Genomic DNA, 22,765 nt, shown 5'->3' on the forward strand with positions numbered 1-22,765 from the left:
AAGGCGAAAGGATGGAAATATATGTCATACTATGTGCAAAAGGCTGCAGTTTTGGGCGCAGGCGTCATGGGCAGCGGCATCGCCGGCTTGCTGGCCAGTGTCGGCATAAGGGTTGTGCTGCTTGACGTGGTTCCTAATGAGCTAACTGAAGAAGAAAAAGGGAAAGGTCTCACAAAGGAAAGCCCCCAATTCCGCAACAAATTCGCAATTGCTGCCTTGGAACGAATTTTGAACCCGAAGACCATGATGCTTTACAAAAAGGAAAGCGCGGCTCTAATTAATACTGGAAACATGACCGACAATATGGACATGATTTCCGATTGCGACTGGATCATCGAAGTGGTTGTAGAGCGTCTGGATATTAAGAAACAGGTTATGAAAGAGGTCGAAAAACACCGCAGACCTGGAAGTATCGTCTCAACTAACACTTCAGGCGTCTCTATCAGAGAAATCACCAAGGATATGCCTAAGGAATTCCGCCAGCATTTCCTCGGTACCCACTTCTTTAATCCCCCCCGTTTTATGCGGCTGTTTGAGATGATTGTCCTTGAGGATACCCTGCCTGAAGTTAAGGAATGCATTGTGAACCTAGCCAGAAATACCCTGGGTAAAGGTGTAGTCTTTGCCAAAGACACCCCGAACTTTATTGGTAACCGTATTGCCAGTATGTCCAGTGCAGAAGTTCTGCGCCTGATGATACGCTATGATTTTACAATTCCCTTGGTTGATCAGCTGACCGGAGAGGTTATGGGAAAAGCTAAAAGCGCTACTTTCGGAACAGCTGACCTAGTCGGCATTGATGTTTTCACAAATGTAGCAGGAAATGTCATTAATAGCATGGACGACCCCAAAGAAAAGGAGCTCTTTACCCATCCGGGGTTTGTGCATGAGCTGGTCAAGGCCGGAGCACTTGGAAATAAGACAAAACATGGCTTTTATAAACGAATTTCTAAAAAGGAATCCATGTATTGGGACTATAAGGAAAAGGAATATAAGCCCTATCTTCCTACCGTTCCCGAGGCCGTTAAGAAAGCACTGGCCAGTGATAACAAATTCGCGGCCATAGTTTATGGAGAGGCACCCGAAAACAAATTCATATGGGATCATACTAAAGCCCTCCTTCTGTACAGCTCTGCAAAGGTGCCTGAAATCACAGAAGACTTTAAGATGATTGATAAGGCAATGAAGTGGGGATATAACTGGGAAAAAGGTCCCTTCCAGATTTGGGATGCCATTGACCCGCAACGTTCTATTGCGCGTATGAAGGATGAGGGGGAGAGTGTCCCTGCTTGGGTGGAGCAGCATCTAAAGGACAATGGCGGGTGTTTTTATAACAAGGATACCGGCATAGATTTCGCTTACATTAATCTTAGTAATCAAGGCGCTCCCCCTGTAGCCGCCAACGAAGATGCAACCTTACGCGATATTGGCGATGGCGTGCTTTGCCTGGAATTCCACTCCAAGGGCAATTCGATTTCGGATAAGACAATGGAGATGCTGCGCACTGCCACCGAAGAATTGAAGAAAGACTGGATTGGACTGGTTATTGGCAACAGGAGTAAGAATTTTTCCGCAGGCGCCAATCTAGTTGGGATTGCCACACTGGCTAAAGAGAGAAAATGGGATTCGATTTCCGAACATGTTAAGGTGTTGCAGTCCGTTAATATGGCTTTGAAATACGCACCAAAACCAGTGGTCGCAGCCCCCTACGGAATGACTGTTGGCGGCGGAGCGGAATGCGTGCTTCATTCTTCATATGCTGTTCCCCATGCCGAGCTTTACATGGGCCTTGTCGAAGTCGGGGTAGGTTTGGTACCGAGCGGAGGGGGTTGTAAGGAATGTCTTTTACGCTCTGCTGAACGAGCCGGAGGAGCAACTAGCAAATCCCTACTCCCGGTACTTAGGAGTGCATGGCGCGGTATTGTGACCGGCTCTGTATCCGCTAACGCTTTTGACGCAGTGGATAAGGGATTTTTGCGCCAAGAAACCAGAATTATTTTGAACCCTGATGCGTTGATTGACGAAGCAAAGAAAAGCGTAATTGAGCTCGCAAGTAAAGGTTATCTGCCACCTAAGCCATCCAAGGTGCTGCTGCTTGGGGACTATGGAAGAGCTGTTTTCTTTAGTGAAATTGAGGGTATGCGTGGGGGCGGTTATATGTCGGAGTACGACATGCATATCGCCAAAAAGATAGCATTCATTCTCACTGGCGGAAACGCGGTAAATGGAACTTTAGCTGATGAGCAATACATCTTGGATTTAGAGAGAGAAGCCTTTGTCAGCCTCTGCGGGGAAGAGAAAACCCAGGAAAGAATTGAGTACATGCTTAACAATGGCAAGCCGCTTAGAAATTAAAGGAGGCAAGAAAATGAGAGAGGCAGTAATTGTAGCCTGCGGTAGATCACCGATCGGAAAAGCTCCCCGTGGGGCCCTGAAGTATACTAGACCTGATGATCTGGCCGCTCAGGTGTTGCAAGGGACGCTGGCAAAGGTGCCTGAGCTCGATCCGGCTTTAATAGAAGATTTTATTTTAGGTTGCGCATTCCCTGAGGCTGAACAGGGAGTCAATGTGGCGAGAAGTGTGGTTTTCCGTGCCGGTCTGCCGGAGAATGTACCAGGTCAGACGGTCAACCGTTTTTGCGCTTCAGGGTTACAGTCAGTGGCAAGTGCTAACGCCACGATTATGAGCGGTATGGCTGAGATCGTTGTCGCTGGTGGCATGGAATCCATGAGCATGGTACCCATGAGCGGCAATAACCCAGCGCCTAATCCCTATTTAATGGATTATTTACCTGCAGCCTACATTTCAATGGGGCTGACAGCAGAAAATGTCGCTGAGAAATATGGAATCTCACGTCAAGAGCAAGATGAGTTTTCCCTGGAAAGCCATAAAAAGGCTGCCAAGGCACAGGCAACCGGGAAATTCGATGAGCAAATTATCTCGATTGAAAGTGTGTGCCCGACACGAGATGAAAAAGGGCGCCCGTCAAGCAAAATGGTCATTTTTGACAATGATGAGGGGATACGCAAAGATACCTCGCTGGAGGGCCTTGCCAAGTTGAAACCGGTATTTAAGATGGGCGGAACTGTCACAGCGGGCAACTCATCCCAGACTAGTGATGGCGCGGCCATGGTGATCTTGATGTCCAAAGAAAAAGCGCAGTCATTAGGCATTAAGCCCATCGCCAAACTTCTCAGCTTTGCGGCCGAGGGCGTGGACCCGGCTTACATGGGAATTGGCCCTATCAAGGCTATCCCAAAGGCTTTGAAGATTGCAGACAAAACCCTGGCGGACATCGAACTTATCGAACTCAACGAAGCCTTCGCTTCCCAGTCTCTAGCTTGTATTCGTGAGCTTTCCCTAAACCCTGAGATTATCAATGTTAACGGTGGGGCGATTGCTCTCGGACACCCCCTTGGCTGTACAGGATCCTTCTTGCTGACTAAGCTGATTAGCGAGATGGCTGTGCGTGAGAATAAGTATGGTCTTGTAAGCATGTGTATCGGAGGAGGTATGGGCGCTGCGGCAGTAATAGAACTGCTGTAAACTTAAGTACGTGCAGTGGAAGGAAGTGGTGAAGTGATATCAAATAAAACGGTACCAGACCTTGCATATTACAGAGCACGTATCACCGGACGTAAGGAAGCAGTAGTTGATTATGATAGCAAACGTCGCTATACCTATGCCCAGATTGAACAGCGAGCCAGCAAACTCGCGGCCTTTCTCCTGGAGAAACTGGATTTAAAAAAAGGTGACCGTGTAGCATTTTGTTCAGAAAACTCCATTGCTTATATCGATACATTTTTCATGAGCTATAAAACAGGCATTATTATGACCTCGTATAACTATAAAATGGGCAAAAACGAGATCAGTGTCTTGCTTGAACAAGAAACCCCTCGTGTAATTTTCTATTCAGAAAAGCAAAAAAAACTCATAGAGCATTTTCGCCAGGATGGTAGCAATCGCGAATACATCTGCATCATTGGCGAACCTGACAAAAGGGACAAATATTCCTATGAAGACATCATGGCCTATGAAGCCAAGGGTACCGCTGTTTACGAACCTCCATGTTTTGATGATGTTAATATGCTTATTCATACCGGAGGCACAACAGGCGGTCCCAAAGCCGCGATGATGAGCTATTGGGCTATATTTTTCAATGCTATTAGTCAAATCCTTACTGCAAGCCTCAATCGTCAAGATTGTGCCAATGTGCTTTTACCCTTCTTTCACACTGCAGGGTGGAATGTTTTGATGTTGCCAGTACTGATTGCCGGCGGCAGCGTGATTCTCACAGCAGAATTTTGCCCTGAAACGGTATTACAAATCATCGAAAGTGAGCGTCCAACGGTCTGTATTGGCATCGAACCTATGTATAAGGCAATTGCCAGACATCCCAATTTTGCCAAAACGGATTTCTCTTGTTATCGTTGGATGCTTAATGGTGCGGCACCTATTTCCCGGGGAACGATGGAAATCTATTTGAGCAAGGGTGTTCGGGTGGTTAATGCCTATGGGATGACAGAAGCCGGTCCGAATAACCTATGCCCCGGCGTCAACGACATGACCACTGAGGAAATCAGCAGTAAATGGAGCTCTGTGGGAAGGCCTATGTTTTTTAACAATATCCGCCTTGTCAATGAAGATGGAGTTGATGTGCCAGACGGAGAAAATGGGGAGTTGCTATTTAACGGAAATCTCACCTTTTCAGGATACTGGAGGGATGAAGAGAAAACTCAGAGTACGGTCCGAGATAAGTGGCTGTATACCGGCGATATTGCTTATAAAGATGAGGACGGCTATTTCTTTATCTGTGGACGTAAAAAATCTATGTATGTCTCCGGTGGTGAGAATATCTACCCCATTGAGATTGAGCATGTGCTCGTGGGACATCCAGCGGTAGAATGCGCTTGTGTGTTCGGCGTTCCGGATGAAAAGTGGGGCGAAGTCGGTAAAGCACTGATCGTGTTAAAACCGGGATGTTCTGTAACGAAAGAAGAATTGCAGGCTTATGTAGGAGAAAATAGTGCGAGTATAAAAATACCTAAATATCTAGGATTTCTCAAAGAGCTGCCCAGAAACCCTGTAGGAAAGGTTGATATCAAAGCAGTAGTGAAAATGTATGGCAATTGTGCAGATGAATGAAAAGGATTTGACCTTTCCGAGTCACCCATTTAACAGTAAAGGAGATCTGTGCAATGTCAGACCAAAGAAACAAAGTACTTAAACAGTTCTCACAAGAATATAAACGAACAGATGATGGTTTTCATAAGAAGGTACACGGTTATTTTTACTTAAGGTATAACAAGCTATATGTTTATCTTATGAAAATGGGCTTGAATAAGATGCTGCCGAAGCCTCACAAACTGGTGATGCCTCCAGGAGAGCATAACAAGGAAGCCATGGAAGCTGTCAGTATGTTTGCAAGCCATACTGGCAGAAAATCCATGAGCATTGAAACCAGTGATTATCACGCCAAGGTTTTACGGGTGGAAGACGCCGCCAAGTTTTTCAAGCTGGAACAAGACCTGAACTTGCCAGACCTCCCCAAGACGATTATTCCCTTTGAGGTTGCGCGTAAAACAATTATCAAAAATCCGGAAAGCCTTTGCGTAATCGATTGTCCTTGTCGGGAAGCTCGTGGTGAAGAAGGATGTTATCCTCGCGATGTTTGTCTAGTTTTAGGTGAGCCGTGGGTCAGTTTTGCCTTGGAATACGGTGAAGAGAGCAATGCGCGCAGAATCACTCAAGAGGAAGCCCTACGCATTGTGCATCTACAGCATGAGGCTGGTAATGTGCACTCCATCTTCTGGAAGAGCTCGCAAAATGATCGGACATATGCCATGTGCAATTGCTGTGCCTGTTGTTGTACAGCCTTGCAAGGCCATAACTATGTTCATTCTCCAATGATGGCCAGCTCCGGATACAAGTGCGAGGTGGATATAAAACAATGTATATCCTGCGGAGCCTGTACCGAACATTGCAACTTCTTTGCTTTGGAAATCAAGGACGGCACACTTTCCTATCAACCTGAAAAATGCTACGGATGCGGTGTTTGTGAGTCGATATGTCCTAATGGTGCGATTACAATGCGCAGAGACGACCCCTTGATCTCTGAACCCCTTGATCTAGATGTACTCATTCCGAAGTATACACCCAAGGAGTAGATCAGAAGTAATGTTTAGAGGAGAACACCTATGCATGAACTGCCGATTATGGAAGATGTCCTCAATATCGTAGTTGATTTTGGCCTGCGTAACAACGCAAATAAAATCGTAAAAATCAACCTTCGAGCCAGTGCACTGTCAGGTATCATTCCTAAATGGGCGACTATATTTTTCAAGATGATCTCTCGGGACACCATAGCCCAGGACGCCATTCTTGAATTTGCAATCTCCCCAATCAGAGTGAATTGCCGAGACTGCTTTCAGGAAAGCGATATTCAAACGAATCCACCGGTTTTTGTCTGCAGTGCTTGCGGTTCAGACGAGGTGAGTATTCTTTCCGGCAGAGATCTACGCATTGAAAGTATTGGAATTTTATAATGCTTGAAAGCTGAGGGGTTAGATATGAACGAAATAAGAGTCATAGAAATTAAAAAGAGCATCCATGAGAGCAACAACTTGCAAGCTGATGAACTGCGTAGTATTTTGCACAAGAAACACACATTTTTGCTCAATTTAATGTCGTCACCTGGCTCCGGCAAAACAAGCCTGGTAATGAGGACTATTGAGAAGCTTGATAAAGATCTTAAGATAGGGGTTATTGAAGCAGATATTGACTCCACTGTGGATGCGGAAAAAATAATAGAGGCAGGCGTACCAGCAGTACAGCTGCACACAGGCGGTATGTGCCATATTGATGCCACTATGACAGAAACCGGATTAGAAGCTTTAGATGTAGACAATCTCGACTTGATTATTCTCGAAAACGTTGGTAATCTTGTCTGTCCGGCAGAATTTGATACAGGGGCCTCGAAAAGTGCCATGATCCTCAGTGTGCCGGAGGGCCATGATAAGCCTCTCAAATACCCTCTGATGTTCTCCATGGTAGATGTGCTCATCATCAGTAAAATAGATTGCCTTCCTTATTTTGACTTTGATGTCAGAGCAGTGAAGGAGAGCGTTAAGAAGCTTAATCCAAATATCGAGATATTTGAAACTTCGGCCAAAACAGGAGAGGGCTTTGATCAGTGGGCGGATTGGCTGCGAAAAGAAGCCTTGGCCTGGCAGCAGGACTAAGGAAAAGTTAAGAGAGGGTACATTGAATCAACAGCAAGTCGAAATGGCCTGCTGTTTTTTTATCTTGCACTGAATTTGAATGTATCCATAAGGACACTTACGAGAGGAACTCTTACCCTTTGTTTAATTATCTCAAATAATTGAACAAAGTTTGGGGTATTGCTTCGCAGTTGTAGGAGAGTGTAGTTAGAAGTTAGTTGATTTATAGTAATATCATTCATAAACAATCTAATAAGCAGATACATTGTTTATGGGTGATTAATATTCGTATAAACTTTAAAGACACCGTATATCTTCTTACAGGGTGGTTGACCTTATTTGTTATTGGTACGGATTTGTTTGTTATGTCTCCTTTGTTACCGTTTATTGCTGAAGAATATGAAATAACTCCTGCAGTTGCAGGGTGGCTAGTTACTGCATTTTCGCTAATGTATGCCATTAGTGCACCACTTTTTGGATGGCTTTCAGACCGCAAAGGTCGCCGTCTTTTCATTGTTTTGGGTTTATTTTCGTTTTCTTTATCCAATTTTTTGACAGCCGTTTCTCCTTCATTTGCAATGTTAATAACCAGTCGTATTTTGGCTGGTTTATCAGTTGCGTCAATAACCCCTATAGTCTATGCAATTATTGGTGATACAGCATTACCTGAACGTAGGGGGGTATGGCTTTCCACTGTAGTATCAGGACATCTCATGGCTTTATGGGCAGGAGCACCTGTGGGAACTTTGTTAGAGCAATTTCTTGGATGGCGATCTGTTTTTATTAGTTTAGCTATAATTGCTGCGATACTATCAATCATAAACTTTAGGGTTTGGGCATCCATAAATAAAGTACATCCAGGAGAAGCACAGAGAAAAGGAAATACAATCAAAATTATTTCTGCAGTGAGTGTAACTACTTTTTGGGCAATTGCCATGTACGCTCTCTATGTATTTCTTGGAACGGGATTGGTTTTATATAACGATTTTTCTTCAAGTGAACTTGCAGCCTCTATTACTGCCTATGGTATAGGAGCTGTAATAGGTAGTTTATCCAGTGGGAGAGTTACTGATAAAATTGGTGCAAGAATCGTGTCAATATTTAGTACAGCCATGCTTATTGGCATACTTGTCTTATTAGGTTTTTTCTTTTCATCGGGAACTTTGGTTTATTTTTTGTTGTTTTTATGGGCACTTATTGGATATACCTCCTTTACTTCATATCAAGCCCGTTTAGCAGAAGAATTTCCAGAAACTCGTGGTATGGCACTTGCCTTAAATAACACAGCTTTATATATAGGGATCACGCTTGGCTCCATGCTAGGAGGTTATATTATTGCAAATTGGGGGTTCTTTGCTTTGCCATTTATCTGTAGTGGGGTAGCCTTAATAAGCAGCTTAATAAGCACCAAAAGGAGAGGATAATGAATGCGATTAGGGCACAGCGAGTGTATGCTTTTGTATAACAGAGAGTCCCCAAAGTCTGTTATAATATGAATATAGTAACCAGACTTCGGCAATCCGCAGGACGTTATCCGAAACCGTATGCAAAGGCCGCGCGTGCATGCGCGGATTAGAATTACAGGTAGTTGTAAAAAACTACGAACTATGTTTGGTTATCAAGGCTTATCAGCAAATAGGAATATGACTAACTGTTTACCGTAAGATGTTATTATGGTAGGGAGACGATAGCTTGAGACAAACAATCAGAATATTTATCTTGGCGATTCTGTTGTTTTGCCTATTACCAATTATGGTCTTAGAGTTGATTGGCGGACAACAATTTAATCATCTAGACATGGGCATTATCGTAATTGCCTTGCTCGTTTTAAATCCTATTTTTTTTGCAACAGTAGGTTGGAAAATAGCATTTGAGAATAAAATAAAATGGTTGATACCAATTATCTGTGTTGCAATCTTTTTCATAAGTGCTTATTTTATTTATGGGATGAATGAGTGGTTTTATGTTGGAGAATATTTGGTTATAGCGTATTTGAGTATTTTAATTCGTACTCTGATAAAGTATTTTAACAAAATGGGGGAGGTATGAGGGTGATAGACTTAAATCAGAATCATATTAATCTCACCACCACGTCTAGTTGTTGAGTGCCAGCTTCTAGTGCTGGTCAGCACAATACTGAGAACTGTCAAATCTGTGGAGGGCAACTACAATACTTCAATTCAGGACGAGAATTAACTTGTGTTCAATGTGGAAAAAGCGAGATTGGCAACATCTCTTGCCCAAACGGACACTACGTATGTGATGAATGTCATGGGAAAGGTCTTTTCGACACGGTTAAAGAATACATGTTAGCCAGTCAATCAACGAATCCCTTCGAAATTGCCGAGGATCTAATGAATCAAGATAACATCCCTATGCTCGGTTGTGAAAATGCCTGGATAGCATCTGGAGCTTTGATGGCAGCACTTAAAAATGAAGGAACGATTAATGTTAGCGATGAACAGATTGTTGAAGTTCTTAATAGGACCAAGAGACAAGCTATCGGAGGATATTGTGGACTAACAGGGGTATGTGGAATCGCCCCCGCGATGGGTGCTTGCTTTAGTGTTATTCTTGGTGCGTCTTGTCCTAAAGATCAAGAAACAGCGACGACAATGAAGATCGTAGGAAAGATAGTTTACGCTATCGCTGAACAAACTGGTCCATGTTGCTGTAAGAACTTTGTGAGAACTGCATTGAGCAAGGCGATTACATCAGTTAAAGAGCGCCTTGATGTATGCTTGCTTTCGTCTAGCGAAGCAATCGTGTGTACTCACAGTTCGCGTCATCCTCATGGATGTAGGGAGTCTAAGTGTTCCTATTTTAAATCAAGCTAGAGGTCAAGTAAAGATAATGTAAACTTTATGACCTGTGATATATTTCGTATTCGTGTGATAGTGCGTAAATAATAACGTGTATAATGTGAGCTGAGGGAAAAGATTTTGATTAGAGATTTTTTTAAAACGGATGAATCCTATAAGATACAAGTCGCAGAGTACAAAAGAAAAGATGCCTTTACGGCGATAGTTGTCTGGGCAGTAGTAATGGGTATATATTATTTAATGGGACAACTATATGCCAATAATGGTGTATATCTAGGGATACCGGTTAACTTAGTGCTGGCAAGCTTATGTATAGCTTTAGTGTTGCTAAGAAAAGAAAAAATGACGACCATTGGTTTTACTAGAAAAAATGCTTTTAAATCTATCGTTCTGGGCTGTAGTTTAGGATTAGTATTAGTTATTGCAAATAGCGTTATGAATATCATTTGGGGCAGTCAATTAGCTCAGATTCAGGGTATTTTAACAAATTTTATTTACTACCTAAATTCCACGTGTGTTTTTTATTAGCTTCAAAAATCACTATTTCACGAAGAATTTAGACTGCTTCTCACACATTGTAACATTATTTACAACCACCTTTCAATCATTTTTGATAAATCATTGATTTCATCTTTGCTGCAATGATACTTAATAAACTCTGCAAGTTATCCACAGAGCAACACTCAATTTTATTGATGATATTCTTATTATACCAGACATTTTTCATACACTCCCTTGTACGGATAGTTTTCCGACAACTTCATGATTACATATCTTGCGGTTTTGATTATTTTTGCTGCAAGAAATACATACTTCAAACGAAAGGTCTTTATTTGCTGTCTGTATTCTGAAGAGTCCAAGGAATCAAACTTGAACAACAAAAATAGGTTATATGAAAGCATCATCATTTGAAACACGGCTTCATTCGCCCAAAATGACTTTAGCAAGAGATGACCCACCGCCATGTCGTATTTGGCTTCTTTGATATAGTTTTCAGCATTACCACGCTTTTCATAGTATATAACTACTTTTTCAGAAAGCAAGGTAGTATTTGTTACAAAGAAAAAGTAGTCGTATTCGGAACCTTCTAAAAGTGATAATTGTGCTCTTTCTTTTTCTGGTTTCAGTACGCGAGATACGACAAATCTTCTGTCTTTTTCCCATTTAACTAATTTTGTATACAGTTCTGTAGTTTCTCTACCTTCTTCTCCTTTAACGAATACAATTGATGAATTCGTTGCTTGTGAGGTGAGTGTAGAATAACTTTTGGCTTTAATTAAATATTTGCATCCAAGAGATTCTATCGTTTCGATAATTTTTTCATCAAAGTAGCCACTATCCATTCGAAATAAAATTTCTAAATCGTCTGATTTGATGTTAGCAACAATTTCTTTGATCATTTCCGCAGCACCGTTTGCAGTGTAAGTATTGCCACTTCTTACAAATCCGGTAACATATGCTTTTAATTCGTCGCAAAATGCAAATTGGATATTGTAGCATCGGTTTCCCAGTTTCTTAGGATTATATCCTTTTGACGCACCTTCTTGATGACCTTCTACGTTAATTACACTACTATCAATATCAATCGTAATGGATGTCAATTTACTTTTAGTGAGCAGTTTTTTAAAGACTTTAAAATTAATGTCTCTAAACATTTGGGTTGTCTTGAAGTTGAAGTTTCCTAGAAACCGTGACACTGTTTCAGGTTCTTTTACGGAAATATCAAACTCGTTGACGAGGGGATCATTTTGAAGTAGCTTTAGACGTTCTAACTTATCAATGCCAATGAAGTGACCGCAGAGCATGGTCTTTATATGATTCATCTTGATTTTATTTGTTGAGTCATTATCAAATACGAGGTCATTTTCAATAAAATCAAAAATCCCATTGCTTTTTGCATTCTCAAGGAGCAGAAAAAGACCTGCATTTGATGTTAGATTCTTAGCTTTGAAATCAATTTTATTAATCATAATTAGAACCCCTTTTTACTACTTTTCTTACTATTATTTTACCATATATCGAGTCATAAAAGCTGATAATTTAACATATTTTTGAGCACTTTTCTTTCACCCAATGGGTGAAAGCTGAATTTCGAAGGAACGCATATTTATCAAGGCTTTGATTATGCTTTTTGAAGTACTGACGTAGAATCTAGGTACTATATGTTGGTAATCTCTCTAGTGGAGGAGATCATTTTTAGAGGATACATTCAAACAAGACTATACGGGCTTATAAAAAGACCACTCTTTGCAATTATATTAGGTGGTATCTTGTTCATGTTAATGCATATTCCGTTTCAAATAGGTTATGCAAAAATGGGGTTATTTGCCTATATTCAAGTGAATTATATAACTTTGATGTTTACTTTTATATGGCATGTTGTCTTTGATTTCTTGTACCGTAAATACAATACAATTTATGCATCTACAATTTTTCATGGGTTAATGGATTGGGCGAATTACTTGTTCATAGTATGATGAGATAATGAACAATTACTAATTAGAAAAGAGGTGAAGGATTTGGCGTTGATTAATGTATTAGCAGTCTTGCTTATTGGGTGGTTCGGTATTATTACTGCTATCGTTTTAGTCAGTATCGGAATATACACAAAGAAGACTTGGTTAATAATTTTAGGAGCGGTTTTTGCGATTCCAATTTCATGGTACTTAGGTGGAACTCCGAAATTTAGATACATTATGTATGGCCTTCCTATATTCTTTATCGGCTCTGCTTTAGCTGTTAAGTTTCATAAAGATAGATTAGCATGGCTTCTAACATTACCATATGTCGGAATAATGGGATGGTTAGGATTTACGGTACTAACACAGTGATAGAGCGGCAGTTTTTAGATATTTGAATTGTGAAATCCGCTGAAGTCTGGATCATGATTGATTTCGGTTATGTGCAATAACTAGGTCTTGTAATGGTAAAAGAGATTTAGGGGAGGGTATATCTTATGAATGTTAATAGAAGCCTGTTCGATGAAGCCAATCCAGAGAAATGGGGATGCCTTTACAAAATTGCAGGTTATGCAACAATAATTATGCTTATCATTATTCCGATACAGATTGCAATTTTTACAATTTTTCCATTCCCGGATTCCATTGAAAGTTGGTTCGAGTTATTCAATAAGAATTGGCTTTTAGGTTTAATTCATCTTGATTTACTCTACATAATTAACAATGTTATTGTAGCAATCATGTACCTTGCTTTCTACTTTTCACTTAAGAAAAAGAATGAAAGTCTAATGATAATTGCGCTTGTACTAGGACTTCTGGGAATATCAGCTTATCTATCATCTAATAAAGCGTTTGAGATGTTATCCATAAGTAATCTTTATTACGCTGCCGATTCGGAAACGGCGAAAACTATATTGCTTGCTTCAGGTCAAACCATGCTTTCATCTTGGAGAGGGACAGCGTTTGATATTTATTACGTTCTTAACGGCATTACCTTAATTATTATTTCTTGCGTAATGTTTAAGAATTCTATTTATAGTAATAAGATTGCTGTAATCGGATTGCTTTCGGGAGTTCTTATGATGATTCCTTCGACAGCAGGAACTATTGGTCTTGTTTTCTCACTTGCTTCACTTATTCCATGGGCAGTTTTTGCAATATTAGTATCGATAAAATTTCTACAGTTAAGTAATTTGAAATAGTAAATAGATAATCATCATATGAGAATAAATTCATCTGCCGTTACTGCACATAACAGCAAGTTCCGATTGTAACAAGGGGGCGCAGGACAATTTGGCAATGTTGAATTTAGAAAGGAATTTAGGATCATACTATGTTATAGTTGCAAACTAGAGATTACAGGACAAGTGATTCACTTAGTTGATCCAGAAGTGGGGGGAACATACTGTGCCGATTGTCATAATCGTATTGTGTCGGAATACCTTGGCTATGATTTTGAGAAAATAGAGTTCAAACCACTGAAAATAAAGGATGCCTACGGAAAGAAGCATACCTTCCATTTTGAAACTGTGTTGGTTCCATCAGGAATGGCCATTGAGGCCGATGAACGATTAAAAGTGGATAATGAAGGATACGAATTTAGTATCCTAGGCGATTTTGACTGTGATCAGGGATTGCTTCAATTAATGCTGATACAAAGAATTCGAAGGGCTCTAAAACAAAAGCATCTTGAGAAAAACGAAATAAATAAGTCATATAATCTAGCGCATATCGTTAGGGGTCGAATCGGCCACGATCACGCTAGTGATGGTCAGTCGATAGTGATAGACGGGAAAAGTTTTTCGTTGGATGAGTTAGGACGGATGTTAATGACTTATGAAGGGTTTCAGTTTCGGTTAGAGTTCATTGATTCATCAGACGAAGTCAAATAGCTCCTCATCTACTATGTTTTTTAGGGGGTAATGCAATCTTGGATGCCGATGTGTTAAGGTTCTTTGATAAAATGCCAAAAGCACTTCCGTTGTATGAAGCGTTTGTGAATAAACTTTGTTCCGAATTTGATGATGTTACTATTAAGGTGCAAAAAACTCAGATATCCTTCTCCAACACTCATGATTTTGCATTTGTTTGGCTTCCTATAAGGAAGGTTAAAGGCCGTCCCGATATCTATATTGTGGTTTCTTTTGGCTTAGACTATCAAGTAAAAGATTCAAGAATCGAAGAAGTAACTGAACCTTATCCAAAACGCTGGACACATCATGTCATTATTCAGAGCGATAGTGAAATTGATCAACAGCTAATGGAATGGATAAAACAAGCGTATTCCTTTTCATTAACCAAGTAATTGGGTAACGATGGACGTAAAAGGTGACTTTTGGTGGATGGTCAACGGGAAGCGTTATAACTCTGGTTATTTGCATTACGATAGCCATTGGTTGGGGTGCAGTAACCTTTAAAAAGAAAAAGAAATAAATCAAGGAGAAAGATTTTATGCAAATTCCGAATGAGAAATGGTATACTGCTGTTTTTCAGCGCCGATCTAGGCGAAAATTTAACGCTAAACCCTTAGCTCCGGAGGTATTAACCCAGCTCATGGATTTTACACATGTCCTTAATAAGGAGTACAGTGGTGCTAGGGTACAAATAGTTAACCAAAGTCCAGACGAAGTGTTCAAAGGTGCCATAGGTTCTTACGGAAAAATTAAAGGTTCTCCAGCATACGTCGCTTTTATTGGTAATGTTGAAGATTCACATGTCCAAGAAAAAGTGGGTTATATTGGGGAATGCTTCATTTTAGAGGCTACCTCGATGGGTTTAGCAACCTGCTGGGTTGGCGGCTTTTTCAAGCAGGAAGTAGTGAAACAACAAATTGAAATATCTCAGAATGAACGAGTAATCGCTGTTTCTCCACTAGGTTATGCTTCTGAACAATACAGTTTGGAGGAGAAAATTATGTCCGGTTTTGCATCTGGACATAAGCGCAAAGACATAGAAGATCTATGTATTCAGGGATTCAAAGCAGATTGGCCTGCTTGGGTAAAATCAGCCTTAGAATTAAGTCGATTAGCACCCTCGGCGGTGAATAGACAACCATGGCGATTTTCAGTTGATACCAATTCTATTAAGATTACCGTTGATGATCTTAAGGATTCATATCACATTTCCAAGCGTCTGGATTGTGGAATAGCGATGATACACATTGAGATAGGTGCTAGTCATGAAGGGGTGAGGGGGCAATGGGAATATCTTGATCAATCGGAGATTGCGGTCTTCAAAGCCAATAGATAATCAAGCAAGTCTCAGGGGAATACGGAACTCATGTTCAAGCTTCTATGTAACCATTTCTTTTGATTGTATAGGTTGCTATAATGCCGAATACCATGAAGGCAATTAAGCTTGATAGAACTGTCGGAAAACCTTGAGTCCAAGGTGCCCTAACTTTTCCAAGTGCAGAATTAACTGATAATAGAACTAACCAGGCTACAATTCCAGTAATGCTCCCAATTACCCAAATATTTGCTGTGCTAACAACTTCAAGTTTTCTCATAATGAATAAGAGCATATAGCCTACAACCTGACCTGCTATGAAATAGTTGATTAGGATTGCAATTCAGAGGTGTCGGAGGATTTGTCCCCAACCCACCAATAATTAACCAGTGTAAATACAATAGCAGCAACAAAGAGGGGTATCAGCATGGATGATAAAAAAGATGTTTTAGATAATGGTCCTTTTTTTCATGGTACGAAAGCAGAACTAAAAATTGGAGATCTGCTCGAGCCACAACACTTGTCAAATTACCAAGATAAAAAATCCAACTATATTTATTTTACTGCAACATTAAATGCTGCTAAATGGGGTGCTGAGTTAGCGACATCTCAATCAAAAGAAAGAATTTATATTGTAGAACCATTAGGTGAATTTGAAAATGACCCGAACTTAACTGACAAAAGATTTCCTGGAAATCCAACTCGTTCTTACAGGTCGAAATCTCCTTTGAAAATTATCGCTGAATTAGGTTCATGGGAAAGACATTCCCATGAAGAGATAAACCATATGCTTTCATCTTTAAAAAAGTTAAGTGATGAAGGAAAAAATGTAATATACGATTAAACAAAAAAGCGCCAGACTAGTGGGTCAAATTGACTGCTAGTGTGGCGTTTGGTATTTCAATAGTATGCCTGAATGGTTGTGCCCCCTTTGGGGTAAGCCTAAAGTTATAAAGTCTAAAGTCTTAATGTTATAAAGTTTTAAAGTTTAAAAGTTTAACCCCGTTAATAAAGAAGAACACTTCAAACTGGGTGCTTTCCTTTAAAATATTGTAGACAGTGCAATACTTCTCTCCGAGCTGTGCCGCTTTGACCAGTTTTTGTTCCAGTCCTTCTTCGGCTTCGATATGATAATTCAGAGTAATTTTGCTAAAGAGCTTGGGAGGTTCTGTGTCTCGTTCTGCCTGGACATCGATTTCAAGCCCTTTGACCTCGAGCCTCATTTTCTCGAGGATCTCCTGAAAAACCCCCATGCAGCAGCGGACTAAGCCCGCTAACACTAAATCTGTCGCTTTCGGCCCGTTCTCATCAAAAACGATTTTTAAATCCGGATCAAGGGTAACTTCGACCTTTTTTCCGCCTTGCCAAATCCCCGAAACCTTTTGCACGATTCATCACCTCGTTTTAACTATGTTCGTTTTTACCTTCGCAAAGTAGCGGTTCTACCCTAATAGTATAGCACACTGAGGGAGTGCCGGTAAACGAGGCTCTGGCTCTAGCCGCGTCTGATACGCCTCTGATGTAGGGAGAGCTGAGCCCTGCCCCTACATCAATCGCTTAAACGCAGTTAAGCATTACGTCGCAAAATCGCGAAACGCTTTTAATTTTATTTTTTGCGAACAGGGGTCCAGACTTCACTATAGGCGTAACCAATTTTTTGTGCATCCATTTTAGTAAAAGAGAAAGTAGGAGCATTGATTACTTCGTAATTGGAAGAAGGAAGCCATTCTGAATATATCTTTGCCATTGTTTCTTGTAACGTAGAAGGAAACGGTCCTTCATTAGGGAATATAGCCCAAGTATGAGCTTCGACCGGCACTTTTTCTAATTGATCACTTACTTGATTTTCAGTTGTTAAAACACCGATTAAGTGTGTTAAATCTCCTTCTTCTTTTAAGAAATTAGCCTCAGCCTCATAAGAAGCATTGACAATTTCATAAGGTTCGATATTTTGAAGAGAATGCATCTCTTCTCTTTGTTCCTTCGTTATGCTTTGGGCAAGCTTTACAATCTCGTTATTAACACCTTCAAATTGCATAGGGACACGCTTACTTACACCAACTAAATTAAACGCTGGTTTTTCTTCAATTCTAAATTCCATAGTAATTCCTCCTTTGACGGTTATGACAAATGCAAGTTTGGGAAACGATTTACTTATGCCTTTTTTTGTTACATCGGATGGTAATAACCCACTCCATTTTTTAAATGCTCGAGTGAAACCGTCCATTGACTGATAGCCATATTTAAAGGCAACATCTGTGACTTTTTCGCCTTGTAATAAATCCATGCTTGCTTCTGACAATCTTCTGTTTTTTATATATTCACTCAGCGTCAACCCAGCAAGATAAAAGAATATCTTTCTGAAGTGATAGTCGGAAACTCCCGCATATTCAGAGATAACTTCTAGAGAGAGATCATCTGTTAAATGATCCTCAATATAGTCAAGGACATGATTTAACTCGTTTAACATTGTTTTCCCCTCCTTTCATAGCTACATAATACCAAAGCTACTTGTCTGATACTCGACTTTATTAGCACAATAAGTATCGTATCGTCTTGCTTTTTTATTCTTAATACTCCAAACTTAGAGATAAATATTCAATAGGGTAGGCTTGATTAAGCATCTATTTAATTCACAAGATGAGAGTAGGGGTCAGTAGGTGAACTCCATGGGTAGTAAGAAAACAAAATGTTTAATAATTCATGGGTTTGGTGGTGGGGTACACGAAGTCAAGCCTTTGGCCGAATATCTGATTGGTCTCAATTATGAGGTGTTTTGCCCTACATTACAAGGTCATTCAGGGACCAGAAAAGATATGAATAAAGCAACGTATTCGGACTGGATAGATTCTGCAGAACGTGAATTTTTAAGATTGAAGGAAACAGGGGATGAGATTTTGCTAATAGGGTTCTCCATGGGAGGCCTGATTGCATTTAGTCTCGCTTATAAATATAACATCAAGGCCATCGTAACCATCAATACGCCCATCTTCTATTGGAATTTATTGCGAGTGTTTCTTAATCTCGTGGATGACATAAAATGCAAGAAGTGCAACCATATCCGCAGATATTTACAAGCCAAAAGTAACTCGCCTTTTCTTGCAATGATACAGTTCCTGCTACTATTACGCCAAACAAAGTCAAAATTAGAAAAGATAAGCTGTCCTATCCTAATCATACAGGCAGAAGATGATGACACCGTAAGAAGAAAGAGCGTGGATTATATCTATGAACACGTGTCTTCAGAAAAGAAAAGGATTAAATATTTTCATGAGGGCGGTCATTTAATCCTTCTCAGTCCGGTGGCTGATCAGGTATATTTTTGTGTTGAGGATTTCATACAAGATCAATAATAAGGCCTTTATTATTCCCTTTCCGGAAGAATTGATCAATGTTATTGTCAGTGATAAAGATAATGAAGTACTATTTGATTATAAAGAATTACAGAAAACAGAGATGGAGAAATAGGGATAGGAAAGTTATTAAGAATGAGGAGAAATAATCGTAATAACTGAGGGTGAGGAAGGTAAGATATGAGAAGAAAAGACAAAGAGATATTGGACAGTGAAGTACTCCATAGCGTAATAAATCAAGCAACCGTTTGCAGAATTGGCTTAGTTAAAGAGGATCGCCCTTATGTCATTCCCCTAAGTTTTGGTTTCGACGGCAGCAATATCTATTTCCATTCAGCTAGAAGTGGTGAAAAAGTGGAAATACTGAAGGTGAATAATCATGTCTGCCTTGAATTTGAGCAAGATATCAGCATCATCGAAGGTGAGAAGCCGTGTGATTGGAGTGCGCGCTACTTGACGGTCGTCGTTCATGGAAGGGCGGAATTAGTGGAAGAGTTCGTTGACAAGAAATATGGCTTAGGGCAAATAGCTGAACATTATCAAGTCAGTGGAGAGCAGTATCCATTCACGGCTGAAGAGATTCGACCTGTCTTGGTGTATAAGGTAACCATCGAGGAGATTGTCGGCAAGATTTCAGGGTGACAGGTATAAACTTTCCCCGTAAAAGTAACGAGCTAAGGGATCAGAACCCTTAGCTCGTTACTTTTCGCCCCCACCAATAATAGTGGGAATTTTAATGGTTTTGCCGGATTCAGATATAAAAGTTATCGGGGCTTTCTTATGGATCTCAACCCAAACGTTTTTGAGACCGGCATCTGTTAAATACTTCGTGAATTGTTCTTTTGTAAAACCATACCACAAGTCGCTTCTGACTTCGACAAGCTCGGCGCAATTATGTTTCGCAAAATCCGAGATAATCAGCCCGCCACCGTCTTTCAGCATGCGTACCATTTTCTTAACAGCATTATGGGGGTAAGTGAGGTGGTGGAGTACAGTCATACAATAGGCATAATCATATTTATCGGCAGAGGCATTTCTTTTTAAGAAATCAACGTTTTTGCAGACCACATTATCCACTTGATTGTCGCGGAAAGTCTTTTCCGCGAGATCGCACATTTCTTTAGAAAAATCATAACCATCAACCCTAGCCACATAGCGGGAAAGCTTGCTCGCAAAGATGCCTGTACCCATACCAAAGTCAGCGACTACATGCTTTTTATTTAATGGATATTTCCGAATGATAAAGTCATCGATAAGGCTATGATAATGATGAAAATTAAGCTCGTTGTAACTATCTGCAGAAGTGTTAAAATGCTCCAGCATTCCTTGCTTGATCGGCCCCGTCACTCCATAAAATAGTTGAATGGGTCCAAGCCATTGACTCAGAGTGTCATACTCCTTTTTGGTAAGGGTATCCTTGCTAACACGAAATAGATTATAAATCATCACTTCTTTTGTCTTCAGGCGAGCCCTATTTAATAAGGAGGTATAGGCAGAGAGGCTTATATCCATAACTTTGGCAGCTTGACCGTAGGAGTAATTTTGCTCATGGAGGAAAATAGCCTGAAGATATTTGGGGGGAAGAGCTTGGTAGATTTCATTAAGATCAAGATTTATTTCGCTATCGAGCAAATCATGTAGGGGGGAGTTATTATCCGTAGGCATGGCTGCCGAATCAAGTTCTAAAGGAACATCACGGCTGAAGTTTTTTTGATGCTTGCGCCAATAATCGATATAAGTATTATTAGCGATGGCATAAATCCAACTTTTTATCCCGCAAAAGTCATTGACCTTAGCCACATTTTGATAAACCTTAGTGAAAGTTTCTTGAGTTAGATCTTCAGCGGCAGAGTAATCATTATTAAGTTTTTTATAAAAAAAGGCATAGATGGGCTGCTTATAAAGCTTATATAAAACTTGGAAAATGCTATCATCATCAGGGGCATTACCGTTACTACTTGTTTTCCCACAAAATAAAACCAACTCACAATCGTCTTTCGTACAAATATCAGTCATTTATGTAACACCTCCATTAGCAAATTCTCCCGCAATGAGTTGCTTGGCATATAGGATATTATATGCCAAATTGTTTATCTAAGTACAGATTATTATAAGTGAATAACAATATTTATGTTGAAAATAGTAGAAATAATAATTTATTTGTATTTTTGAAGAAAACGGCGAATGGAATTTTGAAAACCTACGTTTAAGTTAGTGAAGGTACAAAACAAAGGATTCTCACAACGATAAGGAAAAGATTTACTTTCACGAAGCGAAATTGCCTTTAACAAAACTGATTCTGCTTTCGAACTAAACTGTATCTTTTTAGGAACTCTAATATTTGCACTAAATTATTTCACTCAATTATATAGTGCTCTTAAATAAAACATTCCAAGGGTTTGGGGTGTTTGCACTAAAAATGCGTATATTTCCACAAGGGGGATTGCTATTTAGATCACAAGATGTAAGGGAGGTTGTGCTATGTGGTTCATGGCCTTGGAAAATGTAATAAGGCGCAAAGGGCAATCGCTACTTACAGTGTTGATAACTGCATTAACAGTTTTCACATTTGTGTTGGCTTTTTCCGTACTGACGACGTTGCAGGAAGGGCTGGAATTGAGCGATGCTCGCTTGGGTGCGGATATTATTGTTCTCCCCAATAAGAGTAATGCCGATGCCTTTCAGACAATCTTTACAGCTGAACCGGTCAATATCTATATGTCAGAACAGCTCACAGATCAGATCAGTCAGGTCGAAGGGGTGGGCAGATTGACCCCTCAATTTTTTACCCAATCCTTAGATGAGAGCTGCTGCTCCATCGGGGGCGCCTCTCGTTTGGTGGGCTATGATCAGGACACGGATTTTATTCTGCAACCTTGGCTGGATGAGCAAAACATCGAACAGCTGCGAAACGATCAGATCATCATCGGCGGCGAAGTCCCGGCATTTCTGGGCAACCAAGCCTCGGTGTTGGGAGAAGTCTTTACCGTGGTCGGTAGTCTATACCCTACCGGCAGTGGTATGGATGAGACCATCTTTATGAATCTGGATGTGGCGAGAAGGCTGGCCAAGGATAGCCCCTATTTGCAAAGCCTTTGGAGCAAGGAAAGCCCGGATCATTTGATTTCAGCAATCCTGATTAAGGTGGACGAAGGGTACCTCTCCACGGAAGTCGCTGCCCAGATCAACGATCTAGATTTTACGGTGGAAGCGGTTGCGACCAGCGAGCTTGTCTCTTCTATGCGTACCCAAATGAATATCATTGGCCAATTGGTTCTGGGTTTATGGTTAGCAGTATTTCTCGTCGCCAGCCTCGCGCTAATCGGACGCTTTAGTGCCTTGGCCCGCGAACGCAAGAAGGAAATCGGCCTCATGCGCGCCATCGGGGTACAGAGGGCCGATGTATTTAAGCTGATTGTTCTAGAAGCTTGGATCATGGCGGGGGCAGGAGGAGTTCTTGGCAGTGTATTAGGGGTGATGGGTGTTCAGTCCGTCTTGACTTCCTTGCGAAGCTCACTTGATTTGGCCATGGGACAATGGGCAGTGGGGCAGGCTGTGCTCAGCGGTGGCTTGGGAATTGCAGTCGCCTTAGTCCTGGGTTTCATAGCCTCTGTATACCCAGCTTGGCAGAGTTCGCGGCTGGATCCCCAAGTGGCAATGACTAGAGGGGAGTTGGATTGAT

25 protein-coding genes are annotated in these 22,765 nt (G+C 40.7%); 20 read left to right on the top strand and 5 right to left on the bottom strand.

The window, feature by feature from the left end; all coding sequences use genetic code 11:
• Positions 1 to 21 precede the first annotated feature (21 nt).
• From DESDI_RS03500 to DESDI_RS03545, 10 genes are all read left to right on the top strand, one after another.
• Positions 22 to 2,355 (top strand): 3-hydroxyacyl-CoA dehydrogenase/enoyl-CoA hydratase family protein, encoded by a 2,334-nt coding sequence (locus DESDI_RS03500; protein WP_015261258.1) that lies wholly within the window; start codon positions 22 to 24, stop codon positions 2,353 to 2,355.
• Positions 2,356 to 2,368: 13 nt separating this feature from the next.
• Complete coding sequence (locus DESDI_RS03505; RefSeq protein ID WP_015261259.1) at positions 2,369 to 3,547, top strand: thiolase family protein; 1,179 nt, start codon at positions 2,369 to 2,371, stop codon at positions 3,545 to 3,547.
• A 33-nt stretch (positions 3,548 to 3,580) separates the two neighbouring features.
• On the top strand, positions 3,581 to 5,146 hold the full coding sequence (locus DESDI_RS03510) for an AMP-binding protein (protein WP_015261260.1): 1,566 nt from the start codon (positions 3,581 to 3,583) through the stop codon (positions 5,144 to 5,146).
• Between the two features lie 53 nt (positions 5,147 to 5,199).
• Positions 5,200 to 6,168: an ATP-binding protein gene (locus DESDI_RS03515; protein ID WP_015261261.1), complete on the top strand. Its 969-nt coding sequence runs from the start codon at positions 5,200 to 5,202 to the stop codon at positions 6,166 to 6,168.
• Positions 6,169 to 6,198: 30 nt separating this feature from the next.
• Complete coding sequence (locus DESDI_RS03520) at positions 6,199 to 6,546, top strand: hydrogenase maturation nickel metallochaperone HypA (RefSeq protein ID WP_015261262.1); 348 nt, start codon at positions 6,199 to 6,201, stop codon at positions 6,544 to 6,546.
• A gap of 24 nt (positions 6,547 to 6,570) precedes the next feature.
• A complete protein-coding gene (hypB, locus tag DESDI_RS03525; RefSeq protein ID WP_015261263.1) occupies positions 6,571 to 7,242 on the top strand; it encodes a hydrogenase nickel incorporation protein HypB in 672 nt (223 codons plus the stop codon).
• A gap of 197 nt (positions 7,243 to 7,439) precedes the next feature.
• Positions 7,440 to 8,645, top strand: a complete 1,206-nt coding sequence (locus tag DESDI_RS03530; protein WP_015261264.1) for an MFS transporter — start codon at positions 7,440 to 7,442, stop codon at positions 8,643 to 8,645.
• A gap of 268 nt (positions 8,646 to 8,913) precedes the next feature.
• Positions 8,914 to 9,270 (top strand): hypothetical protein, encoded by a 357-nt coding sequence (locus DESDI_RS03535; protein ID WP_015261265.1) that lies wholly within the window; start codon positions 8,914 to 8,916, stop codon positions 9,268 to 9,270.
• Entirely contained in the window at positions 9,267 to 10,058 is a 792-nt protein-coding gene (locus tag DESDI_RS03540) for a DUF5714 domain-containing protein (protein WP_427846159.1), read from the top strand. Before DESDI_RS03535 ends, DESDI_RS03540 begins: the two co-directional genes overlap by 4 nt.
• A gap of 105 nt (positions 10,059 to 10,163) precedes the next feature.
• A complete protein-coding gene (locus tag DESDI_RS03545; protein WP_015261267.1) occupies positions 10,164 to 10,571 on the top strand; it encodes a hypothetical protein in 408 nt (135 codons plus the stop codon).
• A gap of 179 nt (positions 10,572 to 10,750) precedes the next feature.
• On the opposite strand, the gene DESDI_RS03550 is transcribed toward DESDI_RS03545, so the two are convergent.
• The gene (locus tag DESDI_RS03550; RefSeq protein WP_000608644.1) at positions 10,751 to 12,013 is read right to left on the bottom strand and encodes an IS1380-like element ISEcp1 family transposase; all 1,263 of its coding nucleotides are present in this window, start codon (positions 12,011 to 12,013) and stop codon (positions 10,751 to 10,753) included.
• A gap of 192 nt (positions 12,014 to 12,205) precedes the next feature.
• On the opposite strand from DESDI_RS03550, the gene DESDI_RS18530 reads away from it, so the two are divergent.
• The 6 genes from DESDI_RS18530 to DESDI_RS03580 all read left to right on the top strand — a co-directional run bounded on the left by DESDI_RS18530 (position 12,206) and on the right by DESDI_RS03580 (position 15,751).
• Positions 12,206 to 12,520, top strand: a complete 315-nt coding sequence (locus DESDI_RS18530) for a CPBP family intramembrane glutamic endopeptidase (protein ID WP_083879838.1) — start codon at positions 12,206 to 12,208, stop codon at positions 12,518 to 12,520.
• Between the two features lie 33 nt (positions 12,521 to 12,553).
• Complete coding sequence (locus tag DESDI_RS03560; protein WP_242825436.1) at positions 12,554 to 12,874, top strand: hypothetical protein; 321 nt, start codon at positions 12,554 to 12,556, stop codon at positions 12,872 to 12,874.
• 125 nt (positions 12,875 to 12,999) lie between these two features.
• Positions 13,000 to 13,704 (top strand): DUF4386 family protein, encoded by a 705-nt coding sequence (locus tag DESDI_RS03565; protein WP_015261270.1) that lies wholly within the window; start codon positions 13,000 to 13,002, stop codon positions 13,702 to 13,704.
• A 165-nt stretch (positions 13,705 to 13,869) separates the two neighbouring features.
• Complete coding sequence (locus DESDI_RS03570) at positions 13,870 to 14,394, top strand: DUF7686 domain-containing protein (RefSeq protein ID WP_015261271.1); 525 nt, start codon at positions 13,870 to 13,872, stop codon at positions 14,392 to 14,394.
• 38 nt (positions 14,395 to 14,432) lie between these two features.
• The gene (locus DESDI_RS03575) at positions 14,433 to 14,807 is read left to right on the top strand and encodes a DUF5655 domain-containing protein (RefSeq protein ID WP_015261272.1); all 375 of its coding nucleotides are present in this window, start codon (positions 14,433 to 14,435) and stop codon (positions 14,805 to 14,807) included.
• A 146-nt stretch (positions 14,808 to 14,953) separates the two neighbouring features.
• Entirely contained in the window at positions 14,954 to 15,751 is a 798-nt protein-coding gene (locus tag DESDI_RS03580; protein ID WP_015261273.1) for a nitroreductase family protein, read from the top strand.
• A gap of 34 nt (positions 15,752 to 15,785) precedes the next feature.
• Here DESDI_RS03580 and DESDI_RS03585 read toward each other — a convergent pair whose 3' ends face one another.
• The gene (locus tag DESDI_RS03585) at positions 15,786 to 16,010 is read right to left on the bottom strand and encodes a hypothetical protein (RefSeq protein WP_156801104.1); all 225 of its coding nucleotides are present in this window, start codon (positions 16,008 to 16,010) and stop codon (positions 15,786 to 15,788) included.
• Positions 16,011 to 16,157: 147 nt separating this feature from the next.
• Between DESDI_RS03585 and arr the strand changes: the two genes are divergently transcribed.
• A complete protein-coding gene (gene arr / locus DESDI_RS03590) occupies positions 16,158 to 16,574 on the top strand; it encodes an NAD(+)--rifampin ADP-ribosyltransferase (RefSeq protein WP_015261274.1) in 417 nt (138 codons plus the stop codon).
• Positions 16,575 to 16,701: 127 nt separating this feature from the next.
• Here arr and DESDI_RS03595 read toward each other — a convergent pair whose 3' ends face one another.
• Together DESDI_RS03595 and DESDI_RS03600 are read right to left on the bottom strand one after the other, a co-directional pair.
• Entirely contained in the window at positions 16,702 to 17,118 is a 417-nt protein-coding gene (locus tag DESDI_RS03595) for an OsmC family protein (protein WP_015261275.1), read from the bottom strand.
• A gap of 218 nt (positions 17,119 to 17,336) precedes the next feature.
• The gene (locus DESDI_RS03600) at positions 17,337 to 18,200 is read right to left on the bottom strand and encodes an AraC family transcriptional regulator (RefSeq protein WP_015261276.1); all 864 of its coding nucleotides are present in this window, start codon (positions 18,198 to 18,200) and stop codon (positions 17,337 to 17,339) included.
• A gap of 199 nt (positions 18,201 to 18,399) precedes the next feature.
• On the opposite strand from DESDI_RS03600, the gene DESDI_RS03605 reads away from it, so the two are divergent.
• Together DESDI_RS03605 and DESDI_RS03610 are read left to right on the top strand one after the other, a co-directional pair.
• Positions 18,400 to 19,083, top strand: a complete 684-nt coding sequence (locus DESDI_RS03605) for an alpha/beta hydrolase (protein ID WP_015261277.1) — start codon at positions 18,400 to 18,402, stop codon at positions 19,081 to 19,083.
• Between the two features lie 180 nt (positions 19,084 to 19,263).
• The gene (locus DESDI_RS03610; RefSeq protein ID WP_015261278.1) at positions 19,264 to 19,725 is read left to right on the top strand and encodes a pyridoxamine 5'-phosphate oxidase family protein; all 462 of its coding nucleotides are present in this window, start codon (positions 19,264 to 19,266) and stop codon (positions 19,723 to 19,725) included.
• 57 nt (positions 19,726 to 19,782) lie between these two features.
• Here the strand turns inward: DESDI_RS03610 and DESDI_RS17225 are convergent, their stop codons facing one another.
• Complete coding sequence (locus DESDI_RS17225; protein WP_015261279.1) at positions 19,783 to 21,099, bottom strand: sigma-70 family RNA polymerase sigma factor; 1,317 nt, start codon at positions 21,097 to 21,099, stop codon at positions 19,783 to 19,785.
• Positions 21,100 to 21,564: 465 nt separating this feature from the next.
• Here DESDI_RS17225 and DESDI_RS03620 point away from each other — a divergent pair, with 465 nt between their 5' ends.
• Positions 21,565 to 22,764: an ABC transporter permease gene (locus tag DESDI_RS03620; protein ID WP_015261280.1), complete on the top strand. Its 1,200-nt coding sequence runs from the start codon at positions 21,565 to 21,567 to the stop codon at positions 22,762 to 22,764.
• Position 22,765 lies beyond the last annotated feature (1 nt).

This window comes from Desulfitobacterium dichloroeliminans LMG P-21439 (assembly GCF_000243135.2).
Lineage (GTDB): Bacteria > Bacillota > Desulfitobacteriia > Desulfitobacteriales > Desulfitobacteriaceae > Desulfitobacterium > Desulfitobacterium dichloroeliminans.

Coding starts and splice junctions, on each gene's coding strand:
- DESDI_RS03500 (WP_015261258.1), top strand. CDS start 22: ATGTCATACTATGTGCAAAAGGCTGCAGTTTTGGGCGCAGGCGTCATG.
- DESDI_RS03505 (WP_015261259.1), top strand. CDS start 2,369: ATGAGAGAGGCAGTAATTGTAGCCTGCGGTAGATCACCGATCGGAAAA.
- DESDI_RS03515 (WP_015261261.1), top strand. CDS start 5,200: ATGTCAGACCAAAGAAACAAAGTACTTAAACAGTTCTCACAAGAATAT.
- DESDI_RS03520 (WP_015261262.1), top strand. CDS start 6,199: ATGCATGAACTGCCGATTATGGAAGATGTCCTCAATATCGTAGTTGAT.
- hypB (WP_015261263.1), top strand. CDS start 6,571: ATGAACGAAATAAGAGTCATAGAAATTAAAAAGAGCATCCATGAGAGC.
- DESDI_RS03550 (WP_000608644.1), bottom strand. CDS start 12,013: ATGATTAATAAAATTGATTTCAAAGCTAAGAATCTAACATCAAATGCA.
- DESDI_RS18530 (WP_083879838.1), top strand. CDS start 12,206: ATGTTGGTAATCTCTCTAGTGGAGGAGATCATTTTTAGAGGATACATT.
- DESDI_RS03565 (WP_015261270.1), top strand. CDS start 13,000: ATGAATGTTAATAGAAGCCTGTTCGATGAAGCCAATCCAGAGAAATGG.
- DESDI_RS03580 (WP_015261273.1), top strand. CDS start 14,954: ATGCAAATTCCGAATGAGAAATGGTATACTGCTGTTTTTCAGCGCCGA.
- DESDI_RS03585 (WP_156801104.1), bottom strand. CDS start 16,010: ATGAGAAAACTTGAAGTTGTTAGCACAGCAAATATTTGGGTAATTGGG.
- arr (WP_015261274.1), top strand. CDS start 16,158: ATGGATGATAAAAAAGATGTTTTAGATAATGGTCCTTTTTTTCATGGT.
- DESDI_RS03600 (WP_015261276.1), bottom strand. CDS start 18,200: ATGTTAAACGAGTTAAATCATGTCCTTGACTATATTGAGGATCATTTA.
- DESDI_RS03605 (WP_015261277.1), top strand. CDS start 18,400: ATGGGTAGTAAGAAAACAAAATGTTTAATAATTCATGGGTTTGGTGGT.
- DESDI_RS03610 (WP_015261278.1), top strand. CDS start 19,264: ATGAGAAGAAAAGACAAAGAGATATTGGACAGTGAAGTACTCCATAGC.
- DESDI_RS17225 (WP_015261279.1), bottom strand. CDS start 21,099: ATGACTGATATTTGTACGAAAGACGATTGTGAGTTGGTTTTATTTTGT.
- DESDI_RS03620 (WP_015261280.1), top strand. CDS start 21,565: ATGTGGTTCATGGCCTTGGAAAATGTAATAAGGCGCAAAGGGCAATCG.